This window comes from Pseudomonas pergaminensis (assembly GCF_024112395.2).
Classification (GTDB): domain Bacteria; phylum Pseudomonadota; class Gammaproteobacteria; order Pseudomonadales; family Pseudomonadaceae; genus Aquipseudomonas; species Aquipseudomonas pergaminensis.
Genome location: NZ_CP078013.2, coordinates 1,608,316 through 1,631,861, shown reverse-complemented (window position 1 = coordinate 1,631,861; position 23,546 = coordinate 1,608,316). Strand labels below are relative to the sequence as shown.

General features: G+C 58.9%; 18 protein-coding genes and 1 pseudogene. 14 read left to right on the top strand and 5 right to left on the bottom strand.

The window, feature by feature from the left end:
- Positions 1–224 precede the first annotated feature (224 nt).
- From KUA23_RS07340 to KUA23_RS30480, 9 genes and pseudogenes are all read left to right on the top strand, one after another.
- Positions 225–1,517: an OprD family porin gene (locus tag KUA23_RS07340; RefSeq protein ID WP_078047341.1), complete on the top strand. Its 1,293-nt coding sequence runs from the start codon at positions 225–227 to the stop codon at positions 1,515–1,517.
- A gap of 27 nt (positions 1,518–1,544) precedes the next feature.
- Positions 1,545–2,534 carry a Bug family tripartite tricarboxylate transporter substrate binding protein gene (locus tag KUA23_RS07335; RefSeq protein WP_178076797.1) on the top strand — a complete coding sequence of 330 codons (990 nt, stop codon included), beginning with the start codon at positions 1,545–1,547 and terminating at the stop codon, positions 2,532–2,534.
- Positions 2,535–2,593: 59 nt separating this feature from the next.
- The gene (locus KUA23_RS07330; protein ID WP_078047339.1) at positions 2,594–3,052 is read left to right on the top strand and encodes a tripartite tricarboxylate transporter TctB family protein; all 459 of its coding nucleotides are present in this window, start codon (positions 2,594–2,596) and stop codon (positions 3,050–3,052) included.
- A 1-nt stretch (position 3,053) separates the two neighbouring features.
- Positions 3,054–4,568: a tripartite tricarboxylate transporter permease gene (locus tag KUA23_RS07325; protein WP_012722750.1), complete on the top strand. Its 1,515-nt coding sequence runs from the start codon at positions 3,054–3,056 to the stop codon at positions 4,566–4,568.
- On the top strand, positions 4,561–5,589 hold the full coding sequence (locus tag KUA23_RS07320; RefSeq protein ID WP_252993657.1) for an AbrB family transcriptional regulator: 1,029 nt from the start codon (positions 4,561–4,563) through the stop codon (positions 5,587–5,589). The genes KUA23_RS07325 and KUA23_RS07320 overlap by 8 nt, the downstream gene beginning before the upstream one ends.
- A gap of 167 nt (positions 5,590–5,756) precedes the next feature.
- A complete protein-coding gene (locus tag KUA23_RS07315; protein WP_256997320.1) occupies positions 5,757–5,882 on the top strand; it encodes a hypothetical protein in 126 nt (41 codons plus the stop codon).
- Positions 5,883–5,915: 33 nt separating this feature from the next.
- Positions 5,916–6,341, top strand: a pseudogene (locus tag KUA23_RS07310) (hypothetical protein); the annotation flags it as partial.
- A 319-nt stretch (positions 6,342–6,660) separates the two neighbouring features.
- Entirely contained in the window at positions 6,661–9,390 is a 2,730-nt protein-coding gene (locus tag KUA23_RS07305) for a hypothetical protein (RefSeq protein WP_252993655.1), read from the top strand.
- A 12-nt stretch (positions 9,391–9,402) separates the two neighbouring features.
- Positions 9,403–9,939, top strand: coding sequence for a hypothetical protein (locus tag KUA23_RS30480; RefSeq protein ID WP_487250805.1), 537 nt, complete (start codon positions 9,403–9,405; stop codon positions 9,937–9,939).
- 136 nt (positions 9,940–10,075) lie between these two features.
- Here KUA23_RS30480 and KUA23_RS07300 read toward each other — a convergent pair whose 3' ends face one another.
- The 4 genes from KUA23_RS07300 to ung form a co-directional block, all read right to left on the bottom strand.
- Positions 10,076–12,364: an autotransporter outer membrane beta-barrel domain-containing protein gene (locus KUA23_RS07300; protein ID WP_252993654.1), complete on the bottom strand. Its 2,289-nt coding sequence runs from the start codon at positions 12,362–12,364 to the stop codon at positions 10,076–10,078.
- A gap of 203 nt (positions 12,365–12,567) precedes the next feature.
- A complete protein-coding gene (locus KUA23_RS07295; protein WP_252993653.1) occupies positions 12,568–14,529 on the bottom strand; it encodes a hypothetical protein in 1,962 nt (653 codons plus the stop codon).
- Between the two features lie 210 nt (positions 14,530–14,739).
- Positions 14,740–16,584, bottom strand: coding sequence for a hypothetical protein (locus KUA23_RS07290; protein WP_252993652.1), 1,845 nt, complete (start codon positions 16,582–16,584; stop codon positions 14,740–14,742).
- Positions 16,585–17,009: 425 nt separating this feature from the next.
- On the bottom strand, positions 17,010–17,702 hold the full coding sequence (gene ung, locus KUA23_RS07285; RefSeq protein ID WP_252993651.1) for a uracil-DNA glycosylase: 693 nt from the start codon (positions 17,700–17,702) through the stop codon (positions 17,010–17,012).
- A 134-nt stretch (positions 17,703–17,836) separates the two neighbouring features.
- Between ung and KUA23_RS07280 the strand changes: the two genes are divergently transcribed.
- Complete coding sequence (locus KUA23_RS07280) at positions 17,837–18,949, top strand: enoyl-CoA hydratase/isomerase family protein (protein ID WP_252993650.1); 1,113 nt, start codon at positions 17,837–17,839, stop codon at positions 18,947–18,949.
- Between the two features lie 53 nt (positions 18,950–19,002).
- Here KUA23_RS07280 and KUA23_RS07275 read toward each other — a convergent pair whose 3' ends face one another.
- Positions 19,003–19,368 carry a hypothetical protein gene (locus tag KUA23_RS07275; protein ID WP_078047330.1) on the bottom strand — a complete coding sequence of 122 codons (366 nt, stop codon included), beginning with the start codon at positions 19,366–19,368 and terminating at the stop codon, positions 19,003–19,005.
- Between the two features lie 262 nt (positions 19,369–19,630).
- Between KUA23_RS07275 and KUA23_RS07270 the strand changes: the two genes are divergently transcribed.
- From KUA23_RS07270 to KUA23_RS07255, 4 genes are all read left to right on the top strand, one after another.
- Complete coding sequence (locus tag KUA23_RS07270) at positions 19,631–21,253, top strand: methyl-accepting chemotaxis protein (RefSeq protein ID WP_252993649.1); 1,623 nt, start codon at positions 19,631–19,633, stop codon at positions 21,251–21,253.
- Between the two features lie 85 nt (positions 21,254–21,338).
- Positions 21,339–21,551: a cysteine-rich CWC family protein gene (locus KUA23_RS07265; RefSeq protein ID WP_100491321.1), complete on the top strand. Its 213-nt coding sequence runs from the start codon at positions 21,339–21,341 to the stop codon at positions 21,549–21,551.
- Positions 21,551–22,243 carry a pseudouridine synthase gene (locus tag KUA23_RS07260; protein ID WP_252993648.1) on the top strand — a complete coding sequence of 231 codons (693 nt, stop codon included), beginning with the start codon at positions 21,551–21,553 and terminating at the stop codon, positions 22,241–22,243. Before KUA23_RS07265 ends, KUA23_RS07260 begins: the two co-directional genes overlap by 1 nt.
- A gap of 304 nt (positions 22,244–22,547) precedes the next feature.
- On the top strand, positions 22,548–23,432 hold the full coding sequence (locus tag KUA23_RS07255) for an alpha/beta fold hydrolase (RefSeq protein WP_099492525.1): 885 nt from the start codon (positions 22,548–22,550) through the stop codon (positions 23,430–23,432).
- Positions 23,433–23,546 lie beyond the last annotated feature (114 nt).

The following is a 23,546-nucleotide window of genomic DNA, read 5'->3' as shown; positions in this document are numbered from 1 at the left end:
TCAGTCAGGGGTGGTTGGCACCACGCTTTGCCGGGCAGTTTACAGGCGCCGCCTGCCCTGTGAAGCCCGAAAACATTGAAAGGCAACTGAAAGGTTAGTGAAAGCTTCGCCCTTTAGCATCCAGCCAAGGTGGTCTGTGCCCACCGAGCTGCCTGAAGCGCAGCGCCCGAAAAACGCCTCGAAGCGTTTTCGCCAAAATAAGAACAATAACGGAGTACACAACGATGCTGTCGACACAGCCCCAGGCCCCCTCGCCTGTTCGTTTTTCTCGCCTGACCCAGACCGCCCTTGCCAGTGCTGCTACCCTTGCCGGCTTTTCGCCGCTTAGCCAGGCTGCCTTCTTCGAAGACAGTAGCGCGACCCTGGAAACCCGCAACATGTACTTCAACCGCGACTTTCGCGATGGCACCAGCGCACAGCAATCCAAGCGCGACGAATGGGCCCAGGGCTTCATGCTCAACCTGCAGTCGGGCTACACCGACGGCACCGTCGGCTTCGGTGTGGATGCGCTGGGCATGCTTGGGGTCAAGCTCGATTCCAGCCCCGACCGCACCGGCACCGGCCTGCTGCCCACCCATGACGATGGCCGCGCCGCCGACGAGTACTCCAAGCTGGGCCTGACCGGCAAAGTGAAGATCTCGGCCACCGAGCTGAAGATCGGCGCGCTGATCCCCGAACTGCCGATCCTCAAGCCCAACGACGGCCGCATCCTGCCGCAGACTTTCAATGGCGGCCTGATCACGTCCAAGGAATTCAAGAACCTGGTGTTCACCGGTGGTCGCCTCGATAAGGCCAAAGACCGCGACGACACCAACTACGAAGACATCGCCCTCAACAACAAGAACAGCCGCTTCGTCAGCGGCGCCACCGGCAAGCACTTCAACTTTGGCGGCGCCGACTACAAATTCGCCGACAAGATCACCGGCAGCTACCACTTCGCCCAACTCGACGACGTGTACCGCCAGCACTTCCTCGGCCTGGTGGCTGCGCGCCCGATGGGCCCTGGCACCTTCGGCACCGACCTGCGCCTGGCCATCAGCGATGACACCGGCAGCGCCCGCGGCGGCAAGATCGACAATAAATCCCTCAACGGCCTGTTCAGCTATGCCCTCAATGGCCACAAGCTCAGCGCCGGCTACCAGCACATGTCCGGCGACAGCGCCTTCCCGTATGTGGATGGCAGCGACCCGTACCTGGTCAACTTCGTGCAGATCAACGACTTTGCCGGCGCCGAAGAGCGTTCCTGGCAGGCGCGCTACGACTTCGACTTCGCCAAGCTGGGGATTCCCGGCCTGAGCTTCATGAGCCGTTACCTGTCAGGTGACAACATCAAGCTCAAGAACGGCGAGACCGGCAAGGAGTGGGAACGCAACAGCGAGATCAAGTACGTAGTGCAGACCGGCACGTTCAAGGACGTGGCCGTGCGCTTGCGCAACGCCACGTACCGCTCCAACTACTCAGCCCGTGATGCGGATGAAATGCGCGTGCTGGTGAGCTATAGCGTTGCGCTCTGGTAGAAACAACTCATAACAACAAAGACGGAGATAACCATGATCCTTTCACTGCGTAAATTGGCCCTCGCCGCCGGCTGCATGCTGTTCGCCGGCCAACTGCTGGCTGCCGACGAGCCCAAGCGTCCGGAATGCATCGCCCCAGCCTCGCCGGGCGGTGGTTTTGACCTGACCTGCAAACTGGCGCAAAGCGCGCTGGTCAACGAGAAGTTGCTGAGCAAGCCGATGCGCGTGACCTACATGCCTGGCGGCGTCGGCGCGGTGGCCTACAACGCTGTGGTCGCTCAGCGTCCAGCCGATGCCGGCACCCTGGTAGCCTGGTCCAGCGGTTCGCTGTTGAACCTGGCCCAAGGCAAGTTTGGTCGCTTCGATGAAAGCGCCGTGCGTTGGTTGGCAGCGGTCGGCACCAGCTACGGGGCCATCGCAGTGAAAGCCGACTCGCCCTACAAGACCTTGGACGATTTGGTCAAAGCCCTGAAAAAAGATCCGGGCAGCGTGGTGATCGGTTCCGGCGGCACCGTTGGCAGCCAGGACTGGATGCAAACCGCGCTGATCGCCAAGGCGGCCGGGATCAACCCGCGTGAACTGCGTTATGTAGCCCTCGAAGGCGGCGGCGAAATTGCCACCGCCCTGCTCGGTGGCCATATCCAGGTGGGCAGTACCGACATCTCCGACTCCATGCCGCACATCTTGAGCGGCGACATGCGCCTGCTGGCCGTGTTCTCCGAACAGCGCCTGGACGAGCCGGAAATGAAGAATATTCCGACCGCCAAAGAGCAAGGCTATGACATCGTCTGGCCGGTGGTGCGTGGTTTCTACCTCGGGCCAAAAGTCAGCGATGCCGACTACGCCTGGTGGAAAGAAGCGTTCGACAAACTGCTGGCCTCGGAAGAGTTCGCCAAGCTGCGTGACCAGCGCGAGCTGTTCCCGTTCGCCATGACCGGCCCGGAGCTGGACACCTACGTGAAGAAACAGGTGGCTGACTACAAAGTGCTGGCCAAAGAGTTCGGCCTGATCCAGTAATCGCCCCTCTTTTGTGCGGCCACGCCCCTTGATCCAGTGGCGTGGCCCAGGAGTTTCACATGCTCTTACAACGCATTTTCGCCGCCGTGCTGCTGCTGGCCTGCGCCGGCCTGGCGCTGATGGCCTGGCCGTATCAGGCGTCGTTTTCCTACGAGCCGGTTGGGCCTCGGGCCTACCCGCTGCTGATGCTCGGGCTGATGAGCCTGGCACTGATCTACATGCTGTTTCGCCCACAGCCGACCAAGCACACGGAAGAAGAACCCGCGCTGGACCGCGAGACCCTGGTCAAGATCGGCGTATGCGTCGCGCTGTTGATCGTGTTTGCCGGCACTTTCGAACCCCTGGGTTTCATCCTCAGCAGCATGCTGATCGGCATCCCGATGGCGCGCCTGTATGGCGGCCGCTGGTTGCCCAGTGTGGTGATCGTCAGCCTGATGGCGATTGGTCTTTACCTGCTGTTCGATAAAGCCATGGATGTGCCGCTGCCCCTCGGCCTGCTCGACGTTCTGGAGAACTGATATGGATACTTTCGGCTACTTGGGCCAGGGCTTCGGCGTTGCACTGTCCCCCTACAACCTGGTGACCGCACTGTGCGGCACCCTGATCGGCACCGTGGTCGGCCTGTTGCCGGGCCTGGGCCCGATCAACGGCGTGGCGCTGTTGATCCCCATCGCGTTCGCCCTGGGCCTGCCGCCGGAATCGGCGCTGATCCTGCTGGCAGCCGTGTACCTGGGCTGCGAATACGGCGGGCGGATCAGCTCGATCCTGCTGAACATCCCGGGCGAAGCCTCCACCGTGATGACCACCCTCGACGGCTACCCGATGGCCCGCAAAGGCCTGGCCGGTGTGGCGCTGTCGTTGTCGGCGTGGAGTTCGTTCATCGGCGCGTTTATCGCCACCTGCGGCATGGTGCTGTTTGCGCCGCTGCTAGCCAAATGGGCGATTGCCTTCGGGCCGGCGGAATATTTCGTACTGATGGTGTTTGCAATTGTCTGTCTCGGCGGCATGGCCGGTGACAAACCCTTGAAGACCTTTGTTGCAGCGCTGATAGGCCTGTTCCTGTCGGCGGTCGGCATCGACGCGAACAGCGGCGTGTACCGCTTTACCGGCGACAACATCCACCTCACCGACGGCATCCAGTTTGTGGTGTTGGTGCTGGGCCTGTTCTCCATCAGCGAGATCCTGTTGCTGCTGGAAAAAACCCACCGTGGCCAGGAAGCCGTGAAAGCCACGGGCCGCATGATGTTCAACCTCAAGGAAGCGGGCGCGGTCTTTGTCGTCAACATCCGCTGCGGTTTACTGGGTTTCATCATGGGCGTGTTGCCAGGTGCCGGTGCGACCTTGGCCTCGGCCGTTGCCTACATGACCGAAAAACGCCTGGCCGGTGCCAGCGGCAAGTTCGGCCAGGGCGACATGCGCGGCCTAGCTGCTCCAGAAACCGCCATCGGCGCGTCCGCCTGCGGCGCCCTGGTGCCCATGCTGACTCTCGGCGTACCCGGTTCGGGCACCACGGCGGTGATGATCGGCGCGCTGTCGCTGTACAACATCACCCCGGGTCCGCTGCTGTTCCAACAGCAACCCGACATCGTCTGGGGCCTGATCGCCTCGTTGTTTATCGCCAACATCATGCTGGTGATCCTCAACATCCCGATGATCCGCATCTTCACGCGCATCCTCGCCGTGCCGAACTGGGCGCTGGTGCCGGTGATCGCGATCATCACTGCCATCGGGGTGTACGCGGTGCACGCTACCACCTTCGACCTGTTCCTGATGGTCGGTATCGGCATCTTCGGCTACATCCTGCGCAAGCTCGACTTCCCGCTGTCGCCGGTACTGCTCGGCTTTATCCTCGGCGGTTTGATGGAGCAGAACCTGCGCCGTGCGCTGTCGATCTCCAACGGTGACCTGCAGATTCTGTGGTCGAGCCCGATCACCTTTGGCGTGTGGGTACTGACGGCGCTGATGCTGGCCTTCCCGCTGATCCGCATCTACCGCAAACGTGCCCTGCAGCGTCGTGCCGTGGCCGATGTCTGAGGTCACCTTTAAACATTGGTGGGGAACACCGCTGGTCGGCCTGGCCGGCGGTTACCTGGCCAGCCTCGTCGGCTGGCCTTTGCCGTACATGGTCGGCTCGTTGCTGGCGATTATCCTGGTGCGCTGCCTCACGCCGTGGCAGTTGGCGGAGATTCCCGGCGGGCGCAAATGCGGCCAATGGGTGGTGGGGATCGGGATCGGACTGCACTTCACCCCGGTGGTGATTGAGCAGGTAATGAGCCACTTCGGGCTGATCTTCGTCGGCGCGCTGGTCACCAGCCTGTCGAGCGTGGTCGGCGTGTGGCTGATGCGCCGCAGCGGTGAAGACCGCGCCACCGCGTTTTTCTCCAGCATGCCTGGCGGTTCCGGTGAGATGGTCAACCTCGGCGCCCGCAATGGCGCGGTGCTCAGCCGGGTCGCGGCGGGGCAGAGTCTGCGGGTATTGGTGGTGGTGCTGTGTGTGCCGGCGATCTTCAAGTACTTGCTGGGTGGCGGCGCGCCGCAGTTTCATCCGGCGCCGGTGAGTTGGCCGTGGCTTCTGGCGCTGTTTCCGCTGGGCGCCTTGGTCGCCTGGGGTTGGCAGCGCTTGCGCCAGCCGAACCCTTGGTTGTTCGGGCCGTTGCTGGTGAGTGCGACGGCCAGCGTGGTCTGGGACCTGCATATCGGCCTGCCCGATGGCGGCAGCCAGATCGGTCAGTGGTTGATCGGCAGTGGCTTGGGTTGCCACTTCAACCGGCAGTTCTTTCGTCGGGCGCCGTCGTTCATGGGCCGTACTTTGATCGGCACGGCGTTGACCATGGCGCTGGCGACATTGGCGGCCGTGGGGCTGAGTGCGCTGACTCACCTGGACCTGCGCTCGTTGACCCTGGGCATGATGCCCGGCGGTATTGCAGAGATGAGCCTTACGGCCGAGATCCTACAACTGTCGGTACCGTTGGTGACGGCGATGCAAGTGATGCGGTTGTTGTTCGTGTTGTTTTTGGCGGAGCCGTTGTTCAGGCATTGGAACCGCCCGTCTTAACTCTTCTGCGATGGCAAGCTCCGCCCCTCTCATTACCGTTTGTCGGCACTGTCAACTTTCACAGCTAGTCGGCAAACGTCAACGAGCGTTGAATCGAGCCTGCGACTGTCGGCGCCCCGTCGGGCGTCAGGTCGCGTCGATTCTATCCAACTAACATGATGCCTATCATGACTGACGATCAAAACGCTAAACCTAGTAGTGCTCAGGAATTGTCAGAATTGACCATTCCAGGCGATACAAGGGTAATTGAACTTGACGGTTGGCTGCTGGCGAAAGGATTTCCCAACAACTAGCGTGCTTATCTCCCGTCAACACGCGTCGCCAGTGGCGGTAACCCGGGTTATGGATACTCCAGTAACTCCAGCGCCGTATCGGTGAATGCCTCGACAGGACAAGTCAATATCAACTCCGAGGGCACCGCCATCATCACGGTGAAAGACCAGTCGCAGCCGCCGCAGACAGCCAGCTATGAAATTCAGGTAACGGGGGAGCACCAGACTCTCGAGTACCTTGGTTCCATGAACTGGAAGGACGCGAATAAAAGCGGGCAATTGCTCACAATCGGTCAATTCATCTCGCTGGTTTCAAGATTCGGCCCTGGATTCCCTGTAAATGGTCTGGCCTGGACTGTCCACCCACAAAAAGATCAGCCCGATGTTTACCACAGTGTTTTTATGCCAGGCGGTCAGGGCACAGGCTGGGACACGTGGTCTGCCGGCTCTGCGTCTCTGCTTGTGTTGACTGTCTTGTAGTGTACGCATTCGTACGGAAATAATTTCGAACAGTCGGCCCATTCAGTTTTGAGGTCGACTCAAAATCAAGCATTAGAGCGTGGAGAAGTCCATGCCCATGATAAGCGTGCAGTTTTGGGCCACGTCCAACGAGCATGTGGCAAACATGTGCTCTGAAACAGTGGCCCTCGTGCTGCTATAGCTAGTTAGTGCCACTCGTCGGCACTGTCATTTTTCACAGCTAGTCGGCCAGCGACCGCAGGCGTTGAATCGAGCCTGCGACTGTCGACGCCCCATCAGGCTTCAGATCGCTTCGATTCTATCTAACAGGATGCCGATCATGACCTACGACCAAAACCCTGAACCCAGTAATGATGAGGAATCCAGTGTTCCAGCCTTGTCTGCAAGCTCTCGCAACGTAGCGAGAAACCAACTAGTCAAAGTCCGTAGCCAAGTGTCGGGTGGGCTGCCACCTAACCTTTATCGACGCGAAGGCTTCACGTCTCCACCGCCCGCCGGGGCGATCTTGAATGACAAGGCTTTTATCAACACGCCCTTCTCCGTTTTGCCCTTGTACTTCCCCACACTTTGGAACCCTGTTCCGGGCCACGACGGTGGGCTCAATGCTGCAGCCTTGATAGTCAACCAATTTGGTGTGATCTGCATCGTAAATGCATACCTGGACCAAAAAGAGCACGATTTCATCAGCCTCATGGTCAACGGGACACAAGTTGCATTCCACACTGTCACCGACGATGAAGCCTCCAAGGGCAAAGCGATCGTCCTGTTCATCAACAGCAGTCGCTTTTTCGACCAGGCAAACAATACGATAGAGGCCTTTGTAACGCCGGAGGGTGGCAACCCCGTGCCGTCCGAGCTCTTTAATATTTTCGTTGATCGCCAACTACCGGTCAGCCCATTTCCTACCTTCGGCAAGCCCTACAACGAAAACATGGCAGTGTTGAAGTTTACCGACCCGTTGATCGAAAATTTTGGTCTCGTTACTCAGGCTCAGATGCAGCTCGGTACCGAGGTAGAAATCGCCAACTACCCGCTGGACAGGTCATTGCCGCAAGTTCACTGGCGCAAGGAACATGATGTCATCACCGTGAGTATCGGCGGTGCAACAGAAAGTCATACGGTCACCGCTTTTGAAGCCGCTAGCAATGCCCCCATCAAATTTACCCTGTATTTCGGTTTTTGGAGCCAAGTGCCCGACGGCTTTCGGTTAGCCGAATGGAATGTGCTGGACAAGGTCGGCAACCCATCCCCCGGGGCCTCACCGCCTCGGCTGATACAAGTGGACTCCGGTGCTTCGACCGAGCCGCTGCTGAAAGCGTTATTTGCATCCGAATCCTATTACGACCCAGTACGCGATCTGGACTTTATCGACACGCGATATCTTGTAGTCGATACGCCGCTGGAACTGCTGATCCGCAACCAAGGCTACCTCCCCGACGATACGGTGATCATTACGGTTAGAGGGCTTGCCGCAGATGGCACCACCTCCGAAAATATCATCGAGTATCCAGTCACCGCGATCACACCGATCCGTGTGTACATTCCCTTGGCGCTGGATTTTCTCTTACTGCTATCGGGCGGCCTGATTCTGATCACCTACAAACGGGTTCGACCAGGCGTCGCTGATCGCCCGTCAGAAGGTGTGTTGTACGCTATCGATGGTGAACCCGTTGAGGACGGTCTCAAAGCTCCGGTCGTGTTGGACCTCGACGAGGGCGCCTTACCAGCCAATACCAACCCGGTGAGAATTGTGGTTCCGCGTTATTTCGGCCAGTTACCGAATGACCGCGTTGACCTCATCGTGACGGGCCTGACGGCTGATGGAAGACCGGTGTACGCAACGTATACAGACATGGCCGGCACTGGCGATCTGACGTTCCTCTTGGAAAACCCCTTCTTCGCCGCACTGAACGGTGGCTACTTCGTTGCGTACTACGAGATCAATGGCGCTGCCCAGCGACCCGCATCGAAGTCGGTCACTGTACCGGTCGGCGATGCACAAGCGGTACTACCACCACCGTGGACATTGCAGGCAATACATCCCGACTACACGTTCGACCCCGCCTTCAGCCTGGCAAACCTCAACGTACGCGTTGACCCCCATCCGGTAATTGTCGAAGGGGCCCAGATACGGCTGTTCGCCATTGGCACTCAGCCAGGAGGTAGCTTTACAAGCAACTGGTTCAAAGTGGACGACAACTGGGAGGGTTCAGTCGTGCCGTTTACCGTTCCACGACGGATCGTAACAGCCAACCTGAACAGCACGATGAGGTTGTACTACGAGGTCATTCCCGCACCAGGTGCCGCTAATCTGTTTTCACGAGACCTGGTTATCAATGTCGGCATGGCGTTGAAGCTCCCTACGCCACCCAAGGTGCTGGAGGCGACGGTCATTTCGCCTACCGAAGCCGAGATGAACCCACTGCATGTACGGCCGCCGTCGCCCACCATCGTCACCATCCAGGTGCCTGCTACCGACTTGTTACCCACCGATGATGTAACTGTTCATATTGTGGGTATGCCTGGCCTGGGCGAACCCGTCATCCCGTCCAAACCTGGTGTGCCTGACGCAGGTGTGGATTACATTTCTTTCCCCATCCTGAGTGATTTCGTGGCCGCTTACTTGGGGAGTTTCTGCCAGGTGTTTTTCACGGTTATGCGCAATGGCCCCCCTGTTACGTCAGCCATCCTGACGCTCAGGGTCACGGCATTACCATCTAGTACGCTGGACATCGTTTCAGTACCTGAGGCGAATGGCACTTCAATTAACGTGAACACCGCCAACAACGTGAAAATCGACCCATGGCCATTCTTCAAGGCGGGACAACCGGTATTCATTGAACTGGAAAACTCAGCCGGCGACCTGACGTTGCGTGACGGCCTGGTTGTCACCCCATCCGAGTTCACAGCGGGCCGTACTCTGGACCTGATCCCAGGTGATTACCTCAAGACAAAACCCAATGGCAGCTCCCTGACTGTTAGGGCCAAGGTTGTCTTGAATGGGACTGGCCTTGAAAGCGGAGCGATAGCTTTGACTCCCAGGACCTAGACCCTAAGCTCGGTGCCACCGCTGACTATCCCAAGTACAGCAATAAACGTGAACCTCGGCGGGTGGCTGCTTAAAAACTTTGGCATCAACGAAAGAGCCTATGGCCTCACCACTCGCACGGCTTCAGGCGGCAAACCGCCCTATAGGTACTACAGCACCAATAGCAATGCAGTCATTATTGCGCTCACGACGGGGCAAGTCACAATCAATGGCGCTGGTACTGCTACCATCAGAGTGGAGGACAGTTCGCAACCACCTCAGACGGCAACCTACCAGATTCAGGTTTCGGGGTCTTACTCAACCCTTACGTACATTGGTATATTGCCATGGGCGAATGCCAATGCCAGCGGACGGTTGCCCACAATCAGTGAATTCTCCTCGCTGTATTCTAGATTCGGTAGCGCATTTCCACTAAGCGGTTATTACTGGACTGTACACCCAACAGCCGGCCAACCTAACGTTTACCACATAGTCGAAGTGGTGAGTGGCTCAGGCTTGAGTTGGGATGCGTGGGGTGCGGGCAATAATCAGTCTGTCGTTATCTCGTAGCGCAGGCTTGCATACAACAACGATGGACCAAACCAGATGATAGGCCGGCTTAAGCTTCAACTTTAAATTGAAGCCTGTAAAAAAGCCCCGTATCAAGGATACGGGGCTTTTTAATAGGTGCTGATTTTATGCAAACTTAGAAATCATACCGCACCCCCACATTCACCCCCCACGGCTGATCAACACTCTTGCCCATGCTGCGCTCTACATCGGCGTGAACCTTCCAGTTCTTCGACACAGCCATGGCCAGACCAGCTGCCATTTCAACCCGGGTACCCGACAAATCGTTGTTGAAGCTGTTGCCGTTCACCGACACCTTGTTGCTCTGGTTGAACTCATGGGCAACGGCAGTGCGCAAGTACGGCTGCAACACACTGCCTCCGTCCAGTTGGATGTCACGCCCGGCGGTCACACCGGCCTTGCCCACCACCGAAGCGGTACGCGCGCCCTTGGCTTGCAGGCCGTTATCCAGCTCGTAGCTCTGGCGCTGGATGATCGCCGTGGCCAATTGGCCGTAAGGTTCCACGAAGAAGCCGTCGTCCAGCTTGATGTGGCGGCCCACTTCGGCCGAGGCGGTTACCGCATTCTGCGTATAGTTGCCCTTGGCTTTCTTGCCGTCACTCATTGCCACGTTGGACTCGTTGTGCAAGCGGTTGAACTTGAGCACGCCATCGAAGTAGAAGCCGCTCTCAGCGTCCAGCCACGTGGCGTAACCACCGGCGTAGTAGCTGTTGACGGTGGCTTTGCTGCCACGGTTCAGGTCCAGGTCGGAGGTGCTGTGACCGGCCAGGAAGCCTGCCAGCCATTGACCGTCGCCGCCGGACAACGGTACGTCGGCACCCAGGGTGAAGCCACGCTGGACCTGGTTGTACTGCACACCTTTATCGCGGTTGTTCACTTCAAACTTGTTGCCGTACGTACGGCTCCACAAGCCGCTGGACTTGCCATCGCTGTGACGCAACTCCCCCATGCGGGTACGCAGGTTGGTCATTTCACCGTAGAGCACGCTCGGCGCTGCGTTGGCCAGAGCCAGAACGGAGTGGGTACTCGGGCTGATGACCTTGCTGTCCGGGTCCAGCAGCCAGTCTTTGCCTTCGTTGTCGTTGACCAGGCTGTAGGAGTAGGTCCCCACGTCCACGCGGTCACCCAGCAGGCTGAACTTGGCGCCGCCATCTGCGGTGTGTACCACGTGCAGGCGATCATCGCTCAAGGGGTCGGCACCGCTGCTGGCGATCAGCAGTTTGTGGTCACCCGACGACGTCCCGGTAACGTTAAGGAAGTCACCGGTCAAGGTGGCGAAATCCGCCGTCATGATGAAGGTGCCGTTGCCCGACAGGTTTTCCACGTCCAGTTGATAGAACACGCCCGGGTCGCCGAACTTGACGTTGCCGCCGCTCAGGGACAGGTCGCCCACTTGCTGGTTGTCGACCATCACCCAGGTGGCGTCGCTATTGATCGCCAGCTTGTCGACGTTCTCCAGACGGCCAGTTAGGATCGAGCCGTTGCTCAGGCCGACGCTGGCGCTGCCGCCGTTGTTGATCACGTCGCCGTTCATAATGGCGTGGTCGAGGCTCAGGTCCAGGGCGCTGCCGGTGCCCACTTGGATGTTGCCGGTCAGGGCGCTGTTGTTGACGCGCATGTTGGCGTTGCCGCCCCCCGTCAGCTCGAGCATGTTGCCGTTGCCGCCGACCAGGGTGGAGCCATTGCGCACGTCGATTTCAGCAGTGAACGGTCGCTCTACGCTGATTGCCGGACCATTGAGCCCAACCACCCGCGAACCATCCAGGGTCAATTGAGGCGTTGCAGGCACGCTCAGGCTCTCACCCGTCATTACCACACCACTGGTAGCCCCTATAATTTCACTGCCGGTTGCAATCGCCGCGCCCCCCTGCAGCGCCAAGCCCTGCCGGCTTTGCCCTGTCAACGTAGAGTTATTCAGCTCCAGCAGGCTATGGGAGGTGACGTTGGCTCCCCAGGTTGCACCGATGACTTCGCTGCCATTGACCTGTGCGTAGGAACCAGTCGTCGTGCCCGGCTGGCGAGCCACGCTCAAGCCGCCGCTGAAATGGCTGGTAATCTTTGTGCCGGTGATGACTGCGTTCGAGTTGGCCAGGGTAATCGCCGCCTGGGAGGCGTGTGCCGAGGTCACGGTGGCACCGGTCATGGTCAGATTGGAGCCGGTCGTAGCCCGGATTTCCTTGACCGTCGCGCCGTCGTGGACAGTGAGCGTCGCACCGTTCTGGGCAATGTAATCGGTAGCGCCTGTACCGGGATAGACGTCATGTTTGCCGCTACCGACATTACCGTCTACGACGACCGCGGAGAGTGCTTGCTCGCTCAGTAAGTAGAGCGGGGCAACCGCCATGAGTTTGATGATTGACGATAAACGCGACAAGCGAAAACGATGGGAAGTAATAGAAGTCATACCATGTAGCCTCAGAAGTAAATACCAGTTCGAATCCGGACCCCGTATCGAATAGGTTTCCGTTTTCTTCGGCGCAGAGACTAAAGACCTGACCTCCCAAGCCCTGTAGGACTTTCCTTAAGGTCGCGCGGGTAGCGACTAAAGGTCATTACACAAAAAAGCCTCACCCTTTCAATCAGAAAGGATGAAGCTTCAACGTTGCTTCAAAGCGTACCGTTACGACGTGACGCCCCCGGAACGCAACTACCCGGCACACCACCGCCAGTACCGACGAGGTCCCAGGCCGCCCTGACCTCATCGGAGACGCCCCTATCGCCTGTCGAGGGGCGATAAAGTTTCCAGCGCACGCCAACATAGCCTCGACCTGTAGTACCCGTGTGGTCTTCGAACCAGGCTCTCAAATCCATTGGCACAACCAGACCAAGATTGACATCTGAACTGTTGAGTGTGAACCACGCACTCTCTATGGGCGTACCGACAGGCATACCGATCGGTGCAGTAGGTGGGACATACGCATACCTGACGGCCTCAATCATCACTTCATCGTCGGTCTCGAGCAATCCAGAATCCAGGACCTGGATGGGCACACCCAGCCAAGGACTTCTTGTGCAATTGATGTAGTAGCTGAAGTTCGTCTGGCCGGTAACAGGCTGGGCGTTACTAAAGATCGCATCGGCCAGGCTGTCTAGATTGAAGACTTCTACGATGACGTCTTGATGTGGCGAATGTTTGTAATTGACCGCATCACGGATGAGGCAGAAAAGGGGAATAGTACCGTTCCCCGTCCCATCGATGTCATCCCAGTCCACGGTAACCGTCACGATAAAGCCTGGGGCTTCGGCCCCCGTCACAGGATAGGTGGCGACAACATTGCCCGCATAGACAAAGTCAATGAAATCACCTGACTCCAGGCCGGGTGGCAACAAGAAGGTTGCGGTGGCATCAAATCCACGGTCTTTTTCCGAGAGACGATTGAGTGGCCTTGGCAGCGGTCCTCCGCCAATCAGATCAGGCTTGGCCAGGTTGGAGTCTACCGGGCCTGGGTCCGGGTTGGTGACGCCCGGCTCACGCAGGTCGACGTCTACCTGCGTGTCTGGCCCTGGGTATGTGCTGCCGTCCAGGCGTTCAACAGTGAGTTTAATGTCCGCAGTGTAAAAGTCCCCGCCCGCCGCAATAGCCGCAAACGGCGCGGGAATGTCCATCGGGAAGATGCCCATGCCGAGGGCTTGCCGGTAGATCTCAACCGTTCCCCAGCGAACCACCAAGATATCGGAGGGCAGATGGCCGGTAAGGTTTTCCAGGCGCACCGTCGCACTGTTGCGGGCTTCCTCTTTATCGACCACGGGCTCTTCCAACACCGACACAGTACCGAATTGCGGTGGATCGTTGAGACTGACCCGCACATAAGCCGGAAGGGAGAGGACGGTGCTGTTACCAGAACGATCCTCCAGGCTATACCGCACAGGGATTTCGCCTGACCTTGCCAGGATCATCGCGGTGGGAATGGTCCCCTCAATGTCTCCGGTCAGCGGAACGCTATCCGCCACCGGAAGCTCGCTCGTCCCGACATAAACCTTATAAATATCTCCCCCGCGACGATCGGCAGGATTAGGAATAATGAAATCAAGACCGGCTTTTCCCTCCAAGTCAGCAGGAGTCAGATCCGAACCGTAATCTTCCAGTCTGATCAAACCAGGTTGGTTGTTGTAGTTAGGGTCCTGCACATCCACATAGACCCGGATGATGTTGTAGTTAACGTCATTGGCGCCGAAATTGACTACATGCACCTGGATGTCCTTGATGCCATGAGTCTGCAACGCGGATTTAGGCCCTAGATTCACCATCACAGGGTCTGTCAGAGCGTCGGTGTGGTCATAGGTCCTGATCTCTATAGGCCTGCCGTTAACGAATATGGTGAGTGTTTCAAAGTCATTGATAAAGCCACTCCGATCCCACAGCTGGATGGACAGCACCACGCCCCGCAGTTGCATGTCCCTGTCCACAATATTCCTATGTGAGTCCCCAGGAATAGCGGGTAACAACCCGTTGATCAAAGGGGCAGGCTCAAGTGTGGGATCAAAGACGGGGTCTTCCCAATCTTCCATGGGAAACTGCGGTTGCGCAGACGTTTTTTTATTGATGATGTTTTGGGGCTTGTTGGACATGGTGCACACTCCTGGTAGGAACAAGTTTTCACCCCGGTCACCCCGGGCCGTCTATCGGGAAGAGCGAACTACGACCGACAACTACCTGGTCTTGCGAACCTGCTGATCTCGTGTCCATTAAATGTGAGTTTTCGATCACCCGTAACTGTCAAACTTGACAGGTGCCGAGCGTTTGAATCGCGCACGGGTGTAACGCCCGTGCGCGCGGCTTCATTCATCCGAAAGGCAAGGCGGCCCGCCAGCAGGACGGATCAACGTAATGGCCACCAACCTGCGAGGAGACCACCCCATTCCGCCCCCTGCGGGTTTCATCACCCGGTACCGCGCTATGGCTGAACCATGTCGAGGATTTGTTTGCCCGGTAGGTGGTTTCACCAACCCTGGATGCAGGATGTAGGGGTCGAAGGGAACCCTGAACTCATAACCATCCCGAGCCTCTGCGGGACTCAACGTATGGGAAAATGTGTTAATCGTTTCGGGCATGACGCCACTCGGATGACCGTTGGGGTTTGCGTAACTGGCCCACTCGAGAACCAATTCGTCACCGCCTTCCAGCAAACTAGCGTCCCCCGGAATGAGGACGCCTACACCGTTAACCCAAGGCCTCAATGGGCAACTGATAAACCCTGCATCAGGCCCCGGTCCATAGGTGACGCCAACGTACTCCAGGTCCTGCAACCCGACGATGGGCACAATGTTGACAATCACCGGGGTGTCCTCGGCACGCTGGCGGTTCACGCCGTTAAAGGTCCAATAGAAGAACGCGAAGATGCCGCCGTTACCAACAATGGGTGCCAAATCAGCCCAGTCGACAAAAAACTCGACCTCCTGCCCGGCGACGTCGTTGAACTGCACGGTATAGGTGGCCAACGGTACCGGATGGTTACCTACCATCAGCTCCAAGGTTTCGTTGGCATTAGGCTCGTCGAACAACAAGGTCACGACCCGAACAGGGAAACCCACATCATTGAGGGTCAGCAGGTTATCAGCGTCTCGCCCCTTGACGGTGACTGTCTCCAGCAAGCGGTTGATCGGGTCCGGATTGTCTGGGCTGACTTGGCCGGCAACCGTCAAGTCGACAGGGACAAACCGAGGTTGGGAGGGCCTGGGCGTCGCCGATCCTCGCTCCCATGTATAACCCGCCCGAATCGTCCCCGGTGTCACCTCAAAACCACCTGTAGCGAGGTCCGAATACGGGATTGGCACGCGGATGGGCCAAGCCTGAATAGCCGCAATCTCAATTTCAGGCAGAGGAATAAAGTTCCAGAGAGGACGCAGAATGTCCCCCGGCGCAGAGCCGAATATTTCAAGAATATTCATGAACACACCACCGGGCTCGCGGGCATCGCTTAGTGTGATACGTCCGTCGTTCAACTGAGGCAGATCGACCGGGCGCAGCTCAATAGGTGTTACTGCCAAATTGATATACAACACACTGGTAAATGACGGACCCGATTCGCGACCTGCCCGGTCTCGCAGCCAGTAGTGTGCGTTGTACTCTCGATTGGACGCCAGACCACGCAGGACGTCCCCGGGGAAAATCACCTCAACGGGCGCTCCATCTTTGTGTGCTTGGGTGATGGTGGTTTTGGCAACAATATCCTGTTGCCGTGGATGCCTGCGCAAGGGCCGACGCAAAGGCAAAAGAGCCAGGTAGGCTTCAACAACATCGCCTAATCGCATGTCCAGCCAGGCAGGCGTAGTAGTGGAAACGACGGTGCCCACCACCTGGTCGTTATTGGCGGGGTCATTCAGGTAATCATCAGTGACGCCGTCTTGTTCAATTTCAGGTGGAAATCGCAGCCGTGGGCCACGCTGCCCCTGATTGGGCCCGACCTTGTCGCTGTCCAGCACGGTTACAAAAGACGGCTCGCCGGGGTTCCCACTGCTTTCCCTAAGCAACACTTCATAGTGCAAGTTATGCAAGCCAGCGGCATCCATCAGATGGGGCGGTACCACCGCGTCAACGAGAGGTAAGTCGGTGGCATCGTAAGGTGCCTCCACCCGCTTGGTGTCAAACGGTACGCCATCCCAGTACCAGACAACGGCAGTCATGTCGCCAGGGAACAGAGCGCCAGTCCCCCCCCACAGGGTGGGTACCTGGACTGGCAACCCCGTACTTTGAAAGGTCACCGGGATCTTAAAACCAACATCGTCAGCCAACAGGGGCAACGCATCCGGCGCCACCGGAGCATCTGCTTCAAGAACCCCAGGAGCCCTGGCTCGAGCGACCATTGGAGTCGTTACAGTGGGTCTAGTCATATCTAATCTCCTTGGTAATCAGCAGTAAGCCGCCGTCGACCAAGAGCTGGTATGCACCAGCCCCAACGGCCGAGAAGAGTAGTTAATGCGCTTGAACTGACCATGAATACTGTCAGAACTAACAGGTACCCCTGCGTTCTGAAGCGTGCAAAAAAGTGAAGCCCGTGTCGAAACAACGAGTAGACGCGGTACAGGCGGCATTGCACCGCCCTTTTCAATCAGACCGGCGGTAACCGCCACTCGATCGGCATCTCGCCATTCTGCTCAAGAAACTTGTTGGTCCGGCTGAAATGCCCGCAACCCAAAAACCCGCGATACGCCGACAACGGCGACGGGTGCACCGAGGTAAGCACCAGGTGCTTGGTCGCGTCGATCAACTTCTGCTTACCCTGGGCATGCGCGCCCCATAGCAAAAACACCAGATGCGGCTGGTGCTCGCTGACCACCTCGATAATGCGGTCGGTAAAGAACTGCCAGCCCTTGCCCGCATGGGCGTTGGCATTGGCGCGCTCGACGGTCATGGTGGTGTTGAGCATCAGCACGCCCTGGTCGGCCCAGCTTTGCAGGTAGCCGTGGTTGGGGATGTCGATGTTCAGGTCGCGCTTGAGCTCTTTGTAGATGTTGACCAGCGACGGCGGCGCCGGCACGCCCGGTTGCACCGAGAAGCACAACCCATGGGCCTGGCCGGGGCCGTGGTACGGGTCTTGGCCGAGGATCACCACCTTGACCTTGTCCAGCGGTGTGGAGTTGAGTGCGTTGAAAATCAGCGGGCCGGGCGGGTAGATCTCTTTGCCGGCGGCGTGTTCCTGGCGCAGGAATTCGCGCAGCTGAGCCATGTAGGGCTTCTCGAACTCGTCACGCAGCGCGTGTTTCCAGCTGGGTTCGAGTTTGATACGGTCATCGTCGGTCATGATTGAAGGGTCTTGTAAATAGAATGGGCGAACCCTAGGAAAGCCGACCCCGCTTGTCAATTGATCTGACACACCACCGACACTTTCCTACGAAGCGATCATACTCATCCTTCAACGTATCGAATGAGGTCACGATGAACCTGCACTTCGAAGAGCTGACCGGCAGCGACGGTGCCCGCATCGGCATCGCCAGCCTCGACGCTGAAAAATCCCTCAATGCCCTTTCCTTGCCGATGATCCTCGCCCTGGGCGACCGCCTGGACACCTGGGCCAAGGACCCGAACATCGTTTGTGTACTGCTGCGCGGCAACGGCTCCAAGGCGTTTTGCGCCGGGGGTGAAGTGCGCAGCCTTGCGCAGGCCTGTCGGGAACAGCCTGGCGTGGTGCCAACCCTGGCGGCGCAATTTTTTGCGGCGGAATACCGTTTGGATTATCGCCTGCACACCTACCCTAAACCGCTGATCTGCTGGGGTCACGGCTACGTGCTGGGCGGCGGCATGGGCCTGTTGCAAAGTGCCGCCGTGCGCATCGTTACACCGAGCAGCCGGTTGGCCATGCCAGAGATCAGCATCGGCCTGTACCCGGACGTCGGTGCCAGCTGGTTCCTGTCACGCCTGCCGGGCAAGCTCGGGTTGTTCCTGGGCCTCACAGGCGCCCATATCAATGGCCGCGACGCTTTGGACCTGGGCCTGGCCGACCGCTTCCTGCGCGACGACCAGCAAGACGAACTGCTCGACGGCCTGCTGCAACTGAACTGGCAGGAACAGACCTCGATGCAGCTCAACAGTCTTCTCAAGGCGTTGGCCCAGGAAGCCGTCGAGCAACAACCGGAGGCACAATGGCTGCCACGCCGGGCGCAGATCGACGAATGGCTGGACGTGGGCGATGTGCGGTGTGCCTGGCGGGCCTTGAGCCAACTGCGCGAACACACTGACCCGCTGTTCAGCCGGGCCGGCAAGACGCTCAGCGAAGGCTGCCCATTGACCGCACACCTGGTGTGGGAGCAGATCCAGCGTGGCCGGCATCTGTCACTGGCGCAGGTGTTCCAGATGGAATACACCCTGAGCCTCAATTGCTGCCGTCACCCCGAATTCAGCGAAGGCGTGCGTGCGCGGCTGATCGACAAGGACCAGACGCCGCATTGGCATTGGCCGGATATCACTGCGATTCCGGAGGCGGTGGTGCAGGCGCATTTCAATAAGGCGTGGGAAGGTCGCCACCCCTTGGCCGACCTGTCCGATTACTAAATAGTTGCCCATAAAAAAGCGGCGCTTCATGCGCCGCTTGCACTGCAGACCTGTCAACGGTGACCGCCCCGGCCACCCCCATGGTCGGAACCGCGACCGTGCCCACCATTTCCCCAACGGTCGCCGCCACCCCACCCCTGGTTCGGGTAAGGCCGGTAACCTGCGCGCGGTCCGTAGTAACGCGGTGCCGGCTGGTAATAACGCGGCGCCGAGTAGTAGCGCGGTTGTGGCGCGTAGTAGCGCGGTGCGGGGTAGTAGTCACGTCGATAGGGATACGCCGTGCCACCGCCGTAGTAGTACACCGGCGCCGGTGAGGTGTAGACCTCGGATCGATAGTAGCTCTGGCCTCCATCGTAATAAGGCACACAAGCAGAAAGGGTCAGACCGAGTAAAGCGCTGAGCAGCAGTCGTCGATACATGGCGGCCTCCTGGACCGCGGAAGAGCACCTCCAGCGACGCGGGAGGGCGGCACTCAGCTTTCACTGAATGACGAAACATCTGACATCAAAAACGGAATCTGGTGCGTTTTCGCAACAGCTTGATACATCTGCACCCGCTTTATCGATTCAGTAAATTTGTCTGGCTCGCAACTTTATCAATTGCGATGATGTCACTATGACATCGCACCGTGCCAGGGAGGCTCTAGCGTGCGCCCTTCGCTACCCTGTCCGGACCTGACCCATGAAGATTTCAACCAAACTGCTGCTCTCGTTTCTACTGTGTGCGCTGGTCACCCTGGCGGTGGGCCTGCTGGGAATCAAAGGGGTGGTTCGCCTCTCCACGGCGTTGGAACTGACGTTTTCCAACAACCTGGTTTCGGTGAGCAACACGGCCGCCACGCTCAACGGCCTGGTGGCCCACAACCGCGGCCTGTACCGCTTGATGGATGCCAGCAGAGGCGACGTTTCCCCACAGGACCGCGACCGCGTGCGCCAGGACATCGCCCAGGAACTCAAGCGTAGCCAAGCGTCCTACGCCTCTTACCGCGCAACGCCGCTGGAAGATGACGAACGGGCAGCGGGAGACAAACTTGACCAGATCTGGCCCAGCTACATCAGCAACTCTGAACGCATCATGGCACTGCTCGACGGCGGCCAAGTCGACCAGGCCCGGGCCCAGCTCAATACCAGCAACAATGAACTGTTCCGCCAGGCGCGTGAGCTGATCCGCATAATGATCGAGTCCAATAACCGCCAGATCAAGGAAGGCGCGGTCGCAGCCGATGAGCTGCGCAACAGTGCATTGACGTGGATGATCGGCGGCATTGTGCTTGCCTTCCTCATTGCGATCATCATCGGTATGTTGATCACCCGCCTGATCACCCGCCCTATCGCTCAAGCCGTGCAGAGCGCACAGCGCATTGCCCAGGGCGACCTGACCCAGGCCATCATCACCGAGCGCACCGACGAAGCCGGGCAACTGCTGATGGCGCTGTCGGACATGCAAGGCGGCCTGAAAAGTACCCTCGTGGAAATCGCCAACGCGTCCGACCAGCTTGCATCGGCGGCCGAGGAACTGAGTGCGGTCACCGATGAAAGCAGCCGCAGCCTGACCCGCCAGAATGATGAGATCCAACAAGCAGCCACCGCCGTCAACCAGATGACCGCCGCCGTGGACGAAGTGGCCAGCAACGCTGTCTCGACCTCTGAAGCCTCGCGCCAGGCCACCACCGAGGCCGAAGATGGCCGCCAGCAAGTGGAACAGGCGGTGTCCGGCATGAGTTCGATGGTGGTCGAGATTAACGACTCCACACAATCGGTTGCAGACCTTGCCGGCCAGGTGCGAGAGATCGGCAAGGTGATCGATGTGATCCGAGGCATTGCCGACCAGACCAACTTGCTGGCCCTCAACGCCGCCATTGAAGCCGCCCGCGCGGGTGAGCAAGGGCGTGGGTTTGCGGTGGTCGCCGATGAAGTGCGGGCGTTGGCTCATCGCACCCAGACGTCCACGGTGGATATTGAAAAGATGATTGGTGAAGTACAGACCGGCGCCGACGATGCGGTCGCGGCAATGAACAAGAGCCTGACCTGGGCCAACAATACCCAGACCCTGGCGCAGAACGCCGGCGAAGCGTTGCAACGCATCACCGCCAGTGTGGCGAAGATCAATGAGCGCAACCTGGTGATTGCCTCTGCCTCGGAGGAACAGGCCCAGGTGGCCCGCGAGGTGGACCGCAACCTGTTGAACATTCAGGACCTGTCTACCCAGACGGCCGCCGGAGCCCATCAGACCAACGCCTCCAGCCAGGACCTGTCGCGCCTGGCCACCTCGTTCAACGTACTGGTCAGCAAGTTCCAGCTCTAAGTAGCCTGGGCAGGGTCGGCCCTGTATCGTACGAGGCACACCGGGATTCTCCGGACTATTTGCCAGACCCAGCCCGAACCTGCCCATGACCACGCCAACCCTTTGCCCCGCCTGCGGCGCCCGCAACGACTGCTCCCTGGCAGACCCGCGCACGGTCGACCAGGCGTGCTGGTGCTACAGCGTCACCATCGACCCGGCCGTGCTCCAAGCCTTGCCCGAGGAATTGCGCAACAAGGCCTGCCTATGCCCGCGCTGTGCCCAGGTCGATGTGCAGTTGCGTGGGGCTGAGCCAACGTAATGCGGGTTGATCGGTTCCTCAGTAACCTGCCCCGGTTCAATCGCAAGCAAGTGCGGCTGTTGCTGGTTGAGCGGCGGGTGTCGGTGGATGGCGTGGCGGTCAATGATCCCCATCACGAAGTGCGGGAATTCAGCCGCGTGTGTGTTGACGATGAAGTACTGCAGGCGGGCAAACCGGCGCGCTACTTCATGCTGCACAAGCCCCAGGGTTGCGTGAGCGCCACGGCGGACCCGCAGCACCCGACCGTGCTGGATCTACTCGATGAGCCGGGCAAAGACGAATTGCACATTGCCGGTCGCCTGGACTTCAACACCACCGGCCTGATGCTGATCACCAACGACGGCCAATGGTCGCGTCGCCTGACACAACCGCAGACCAAACTGCCCAAGGTTTACCGGGTAGAGACCGAGCAGGACATTGGCGCGGAGTACGCCGCCACGTTTGCACAGGGCCTGTATTTCGCGTTCGAAGACCTGACCACTCAACCCGCCGAACTGGTGTTGCTGGGGCCGAGAACCGCGCGGCTGAGCATCATCGAAGGACGCTATCACCAGGTGAAGCGCATGTTCGGGCACTTTGATAACAAGGTCATCGGCCTGCATCGCGAGCGCATGGGGCCCTTGGTGCTGGACGCCGCCCTCGCGCCCGGCCAATACCGGGCGCTGACTGACGAAGAAATCCGCCAGGTCTGATGACCGTTCAGCCGGTGATGGCAAAAAACCGCTTCACCGCCTTGCGAGCTGCCCGCTCTGCTGCTTGAATCAGGATCACCAGTTCAAATATGACTGGCGAGTCGCCTATAACCTCCAAGAACCACCTTGCCCCGCCCGCGCTTGATCCACGGGCCTTCCCGGCAAACAGCCCGCCATAACAACAGCCGTCGGCCAGCCGTCATTGGATCGACATGGGCCTCCTTTTCCAGGCGTATGCCTACCTGTCATAAAGCTCGTGCAGAGTGATCTGCGCGCCCTACCCGCTTGCCAGGAGTCTTACGACATGAGGCCAGAAATCGCTGTGTTGGATATACAGGGTCAGTATCGGGTTTACACGGAGTTCTATCGCGCGGACGCTGCTGCAAAGACCATCATCCTGGTCAACGGCTCCATGGCCACCACGGCATCCTTCGCCCAAACCGTGAAAAGCCTGTACCCGCAATTCAATGTGGTTTTGTACGACCAGCCCTACGCTGGCCGCTCCAAAATTCACAACCGCCACGAGCAAATGCTGACGAAGGAAGTCGAAGGCCAGCTCCTGCTGGAACTCATCGATCACTTCGCCGCCGAACACGTACTGTCCTTTTCCTGGGGCGGCGCCGCCACCCTGGTTGCCCTCGCCCATCGCCCGCGCCGCGTGGAGAAGGCCGTGATCAGTTCGTTCTCCCCGGTGATCAACGCCCCGATGCGCGACTACCTGGAACGCGGCGTCGACTACCTCGGCAACCTCGACCGCGACCGCGTCGGCCACCTGGTCAACAGCACCATCGGCAAACACTTGCCGTCGCTGTTCAAGCGCTTCAACTATAAACACGTGAGCAGCCTGGCCGAACATGAGTATGGGCAGATGCACTTTCACATCAGCCATGTGCTCAACAGTGATCGCCTGTGCTACCTCAAGGCCGCCAAGCAGATCGACATTCCGGTGTTGTTTCTCAACGGTGAATGGGACGAATACACCAGCGCCCAGGACGCCAAGCTGTTTGGCCAGCATGTGGCCAACAGCAGCTTCAGTACGATTCAGGCGACGGGGCATTTCCTGGACATGGAGCACAAGGCCGCATGCCGGGACAGTCGTGACGCGGTGGTGGGTTTCTTGAAACCGGAGCGCCAGGTCAGCCGATTGCGTTATCACCATGGCCAGACGCAGCATGCGTTTGCAATCTGAGGGGTGGGCGCTGGCTTGCCTGCGATAGCATCACTGAAGTGTGACGGGCACACCGAGGTGTCGATATCGCAGGCTAGCCAGCGTCAACCCCCACATTTTTGAAGAAAAACTTCA

Excerpts from the sequence above, each read along its gene's own strand:
- KUA23_RS07305 (WP_252993655.1), top strand. The coding sequence starts at position 6,661 with ATGACCTACGACCAAAACCCTGAACCCAGTAATGATGAGGAATCCAGT.
- KUA23_RS07325 (WP_012722750.1), top strand. The coding sequence starts at position 3,054 with ATGGATACTTTCGGCTACTTGGGCCAGGGCTTCGGCGTTGCACTGTCC.
- KUA23_RS07275 (WP_078047330.1), bottom strand. The coding sequence starts at position 19,368 with ATGTATCGACGACTGCTGCTCAGCGCTTTACTCGGTCTGACCCTTTCT.
- KUA23_RS07255 (WP_099492525.1), top strand. The coding sequence starts at position 22,548 with ATGAGGCCAGAAATCGCTGTGTTGGATATACAGGGTCAGTATCGGGTT.
- KUA23_RS07290 (WP_252993652.1), bottom strand. The coding sequence starts at position 16,584 with ATGACTGCCGTTGTCTGGTACTGGGATGGCGTACCGTTTGACACCAAG.
- KUA23_RS07315 (WP_256997320.1), top strand. The coding sequence starts at position 5,757 with ATGACTGACGATCAAAACGCTAAACCTAGTAGTGCTCAGGAATTGTCA.
- KUA23_RS07330 (WP_078047339.1), top strand. The coding sequence starts at position 2,594 with ATGCTCTTACAACGCATTTTCGCCGCCGTGCTGCTGCTGGCCTGCGCC.
- KUA23_RS07280 (WP_252993650.1), top strand. The coding sequence starts at position 17,837 with ATGAACCTGCACTTCGAAGAGCTGACCGGCAGCGACGGTGCCCGCATC.
- KUA23_RS07320 (WP_252993657.1), top strand. The coding sequence starts at position 4,561 with ATGTCTGAGGTCACCTTTAAACATTGGTGGGGAACACCGCTGGTCGGC.
- KUA23_RS07300 (WP_252993654.1), bottom strand. The coding sequence starts at position 12,364 with ATGACTTCTATTACTTCCCATCGTTTTCGCTTGTCGCGTTTATCGTCA.
- ung (WP_252993651.1), bottom strand. The coding sequence starts at position 17,702 with ATGACCGACGATGACCGTATCAAACTCGAACCCAGCTGGAAACACGCG.
- KUA23_RS07260 (WP_252993648.1), top strand. The coding sequence starts at position 21,551 with ATGCGGGTTGATCGGTTCCTCAGTAACCTGCCCCGGTTCAATCGCAAG.
- KUA23_RS07265 (WP_100491321.1), top strand. The coding sequence starts at position 21,339 with ATGACCACGCCAACCCTTTGCCCCGCCTGCGGCGCCCGCAACGACTGC.
- KUA23_RS07295 (WP_252993653.1), bottom strand. The coding sequence starts at position 14,529 with ATGTCCAACAAGCCCCAAAACATCATCAATAAAAAAACGTCTGCGCAA.
- KUA23_RS07340 (WP_078047341.1), top strand. The coding sequence starts at position 225 with ATGCTGTCGACACAGCCCCAGGCCCCCTCGCCTGTTCGTTTTTCTCGC.
- KUA23_RS07270 (WP_252993649.1), top strand. The coding sequence starts at position 19,631 with ATGAAGATTTCAACCAAACTGCTGCTCTCGTTTCTACTGTGTGCGCTG.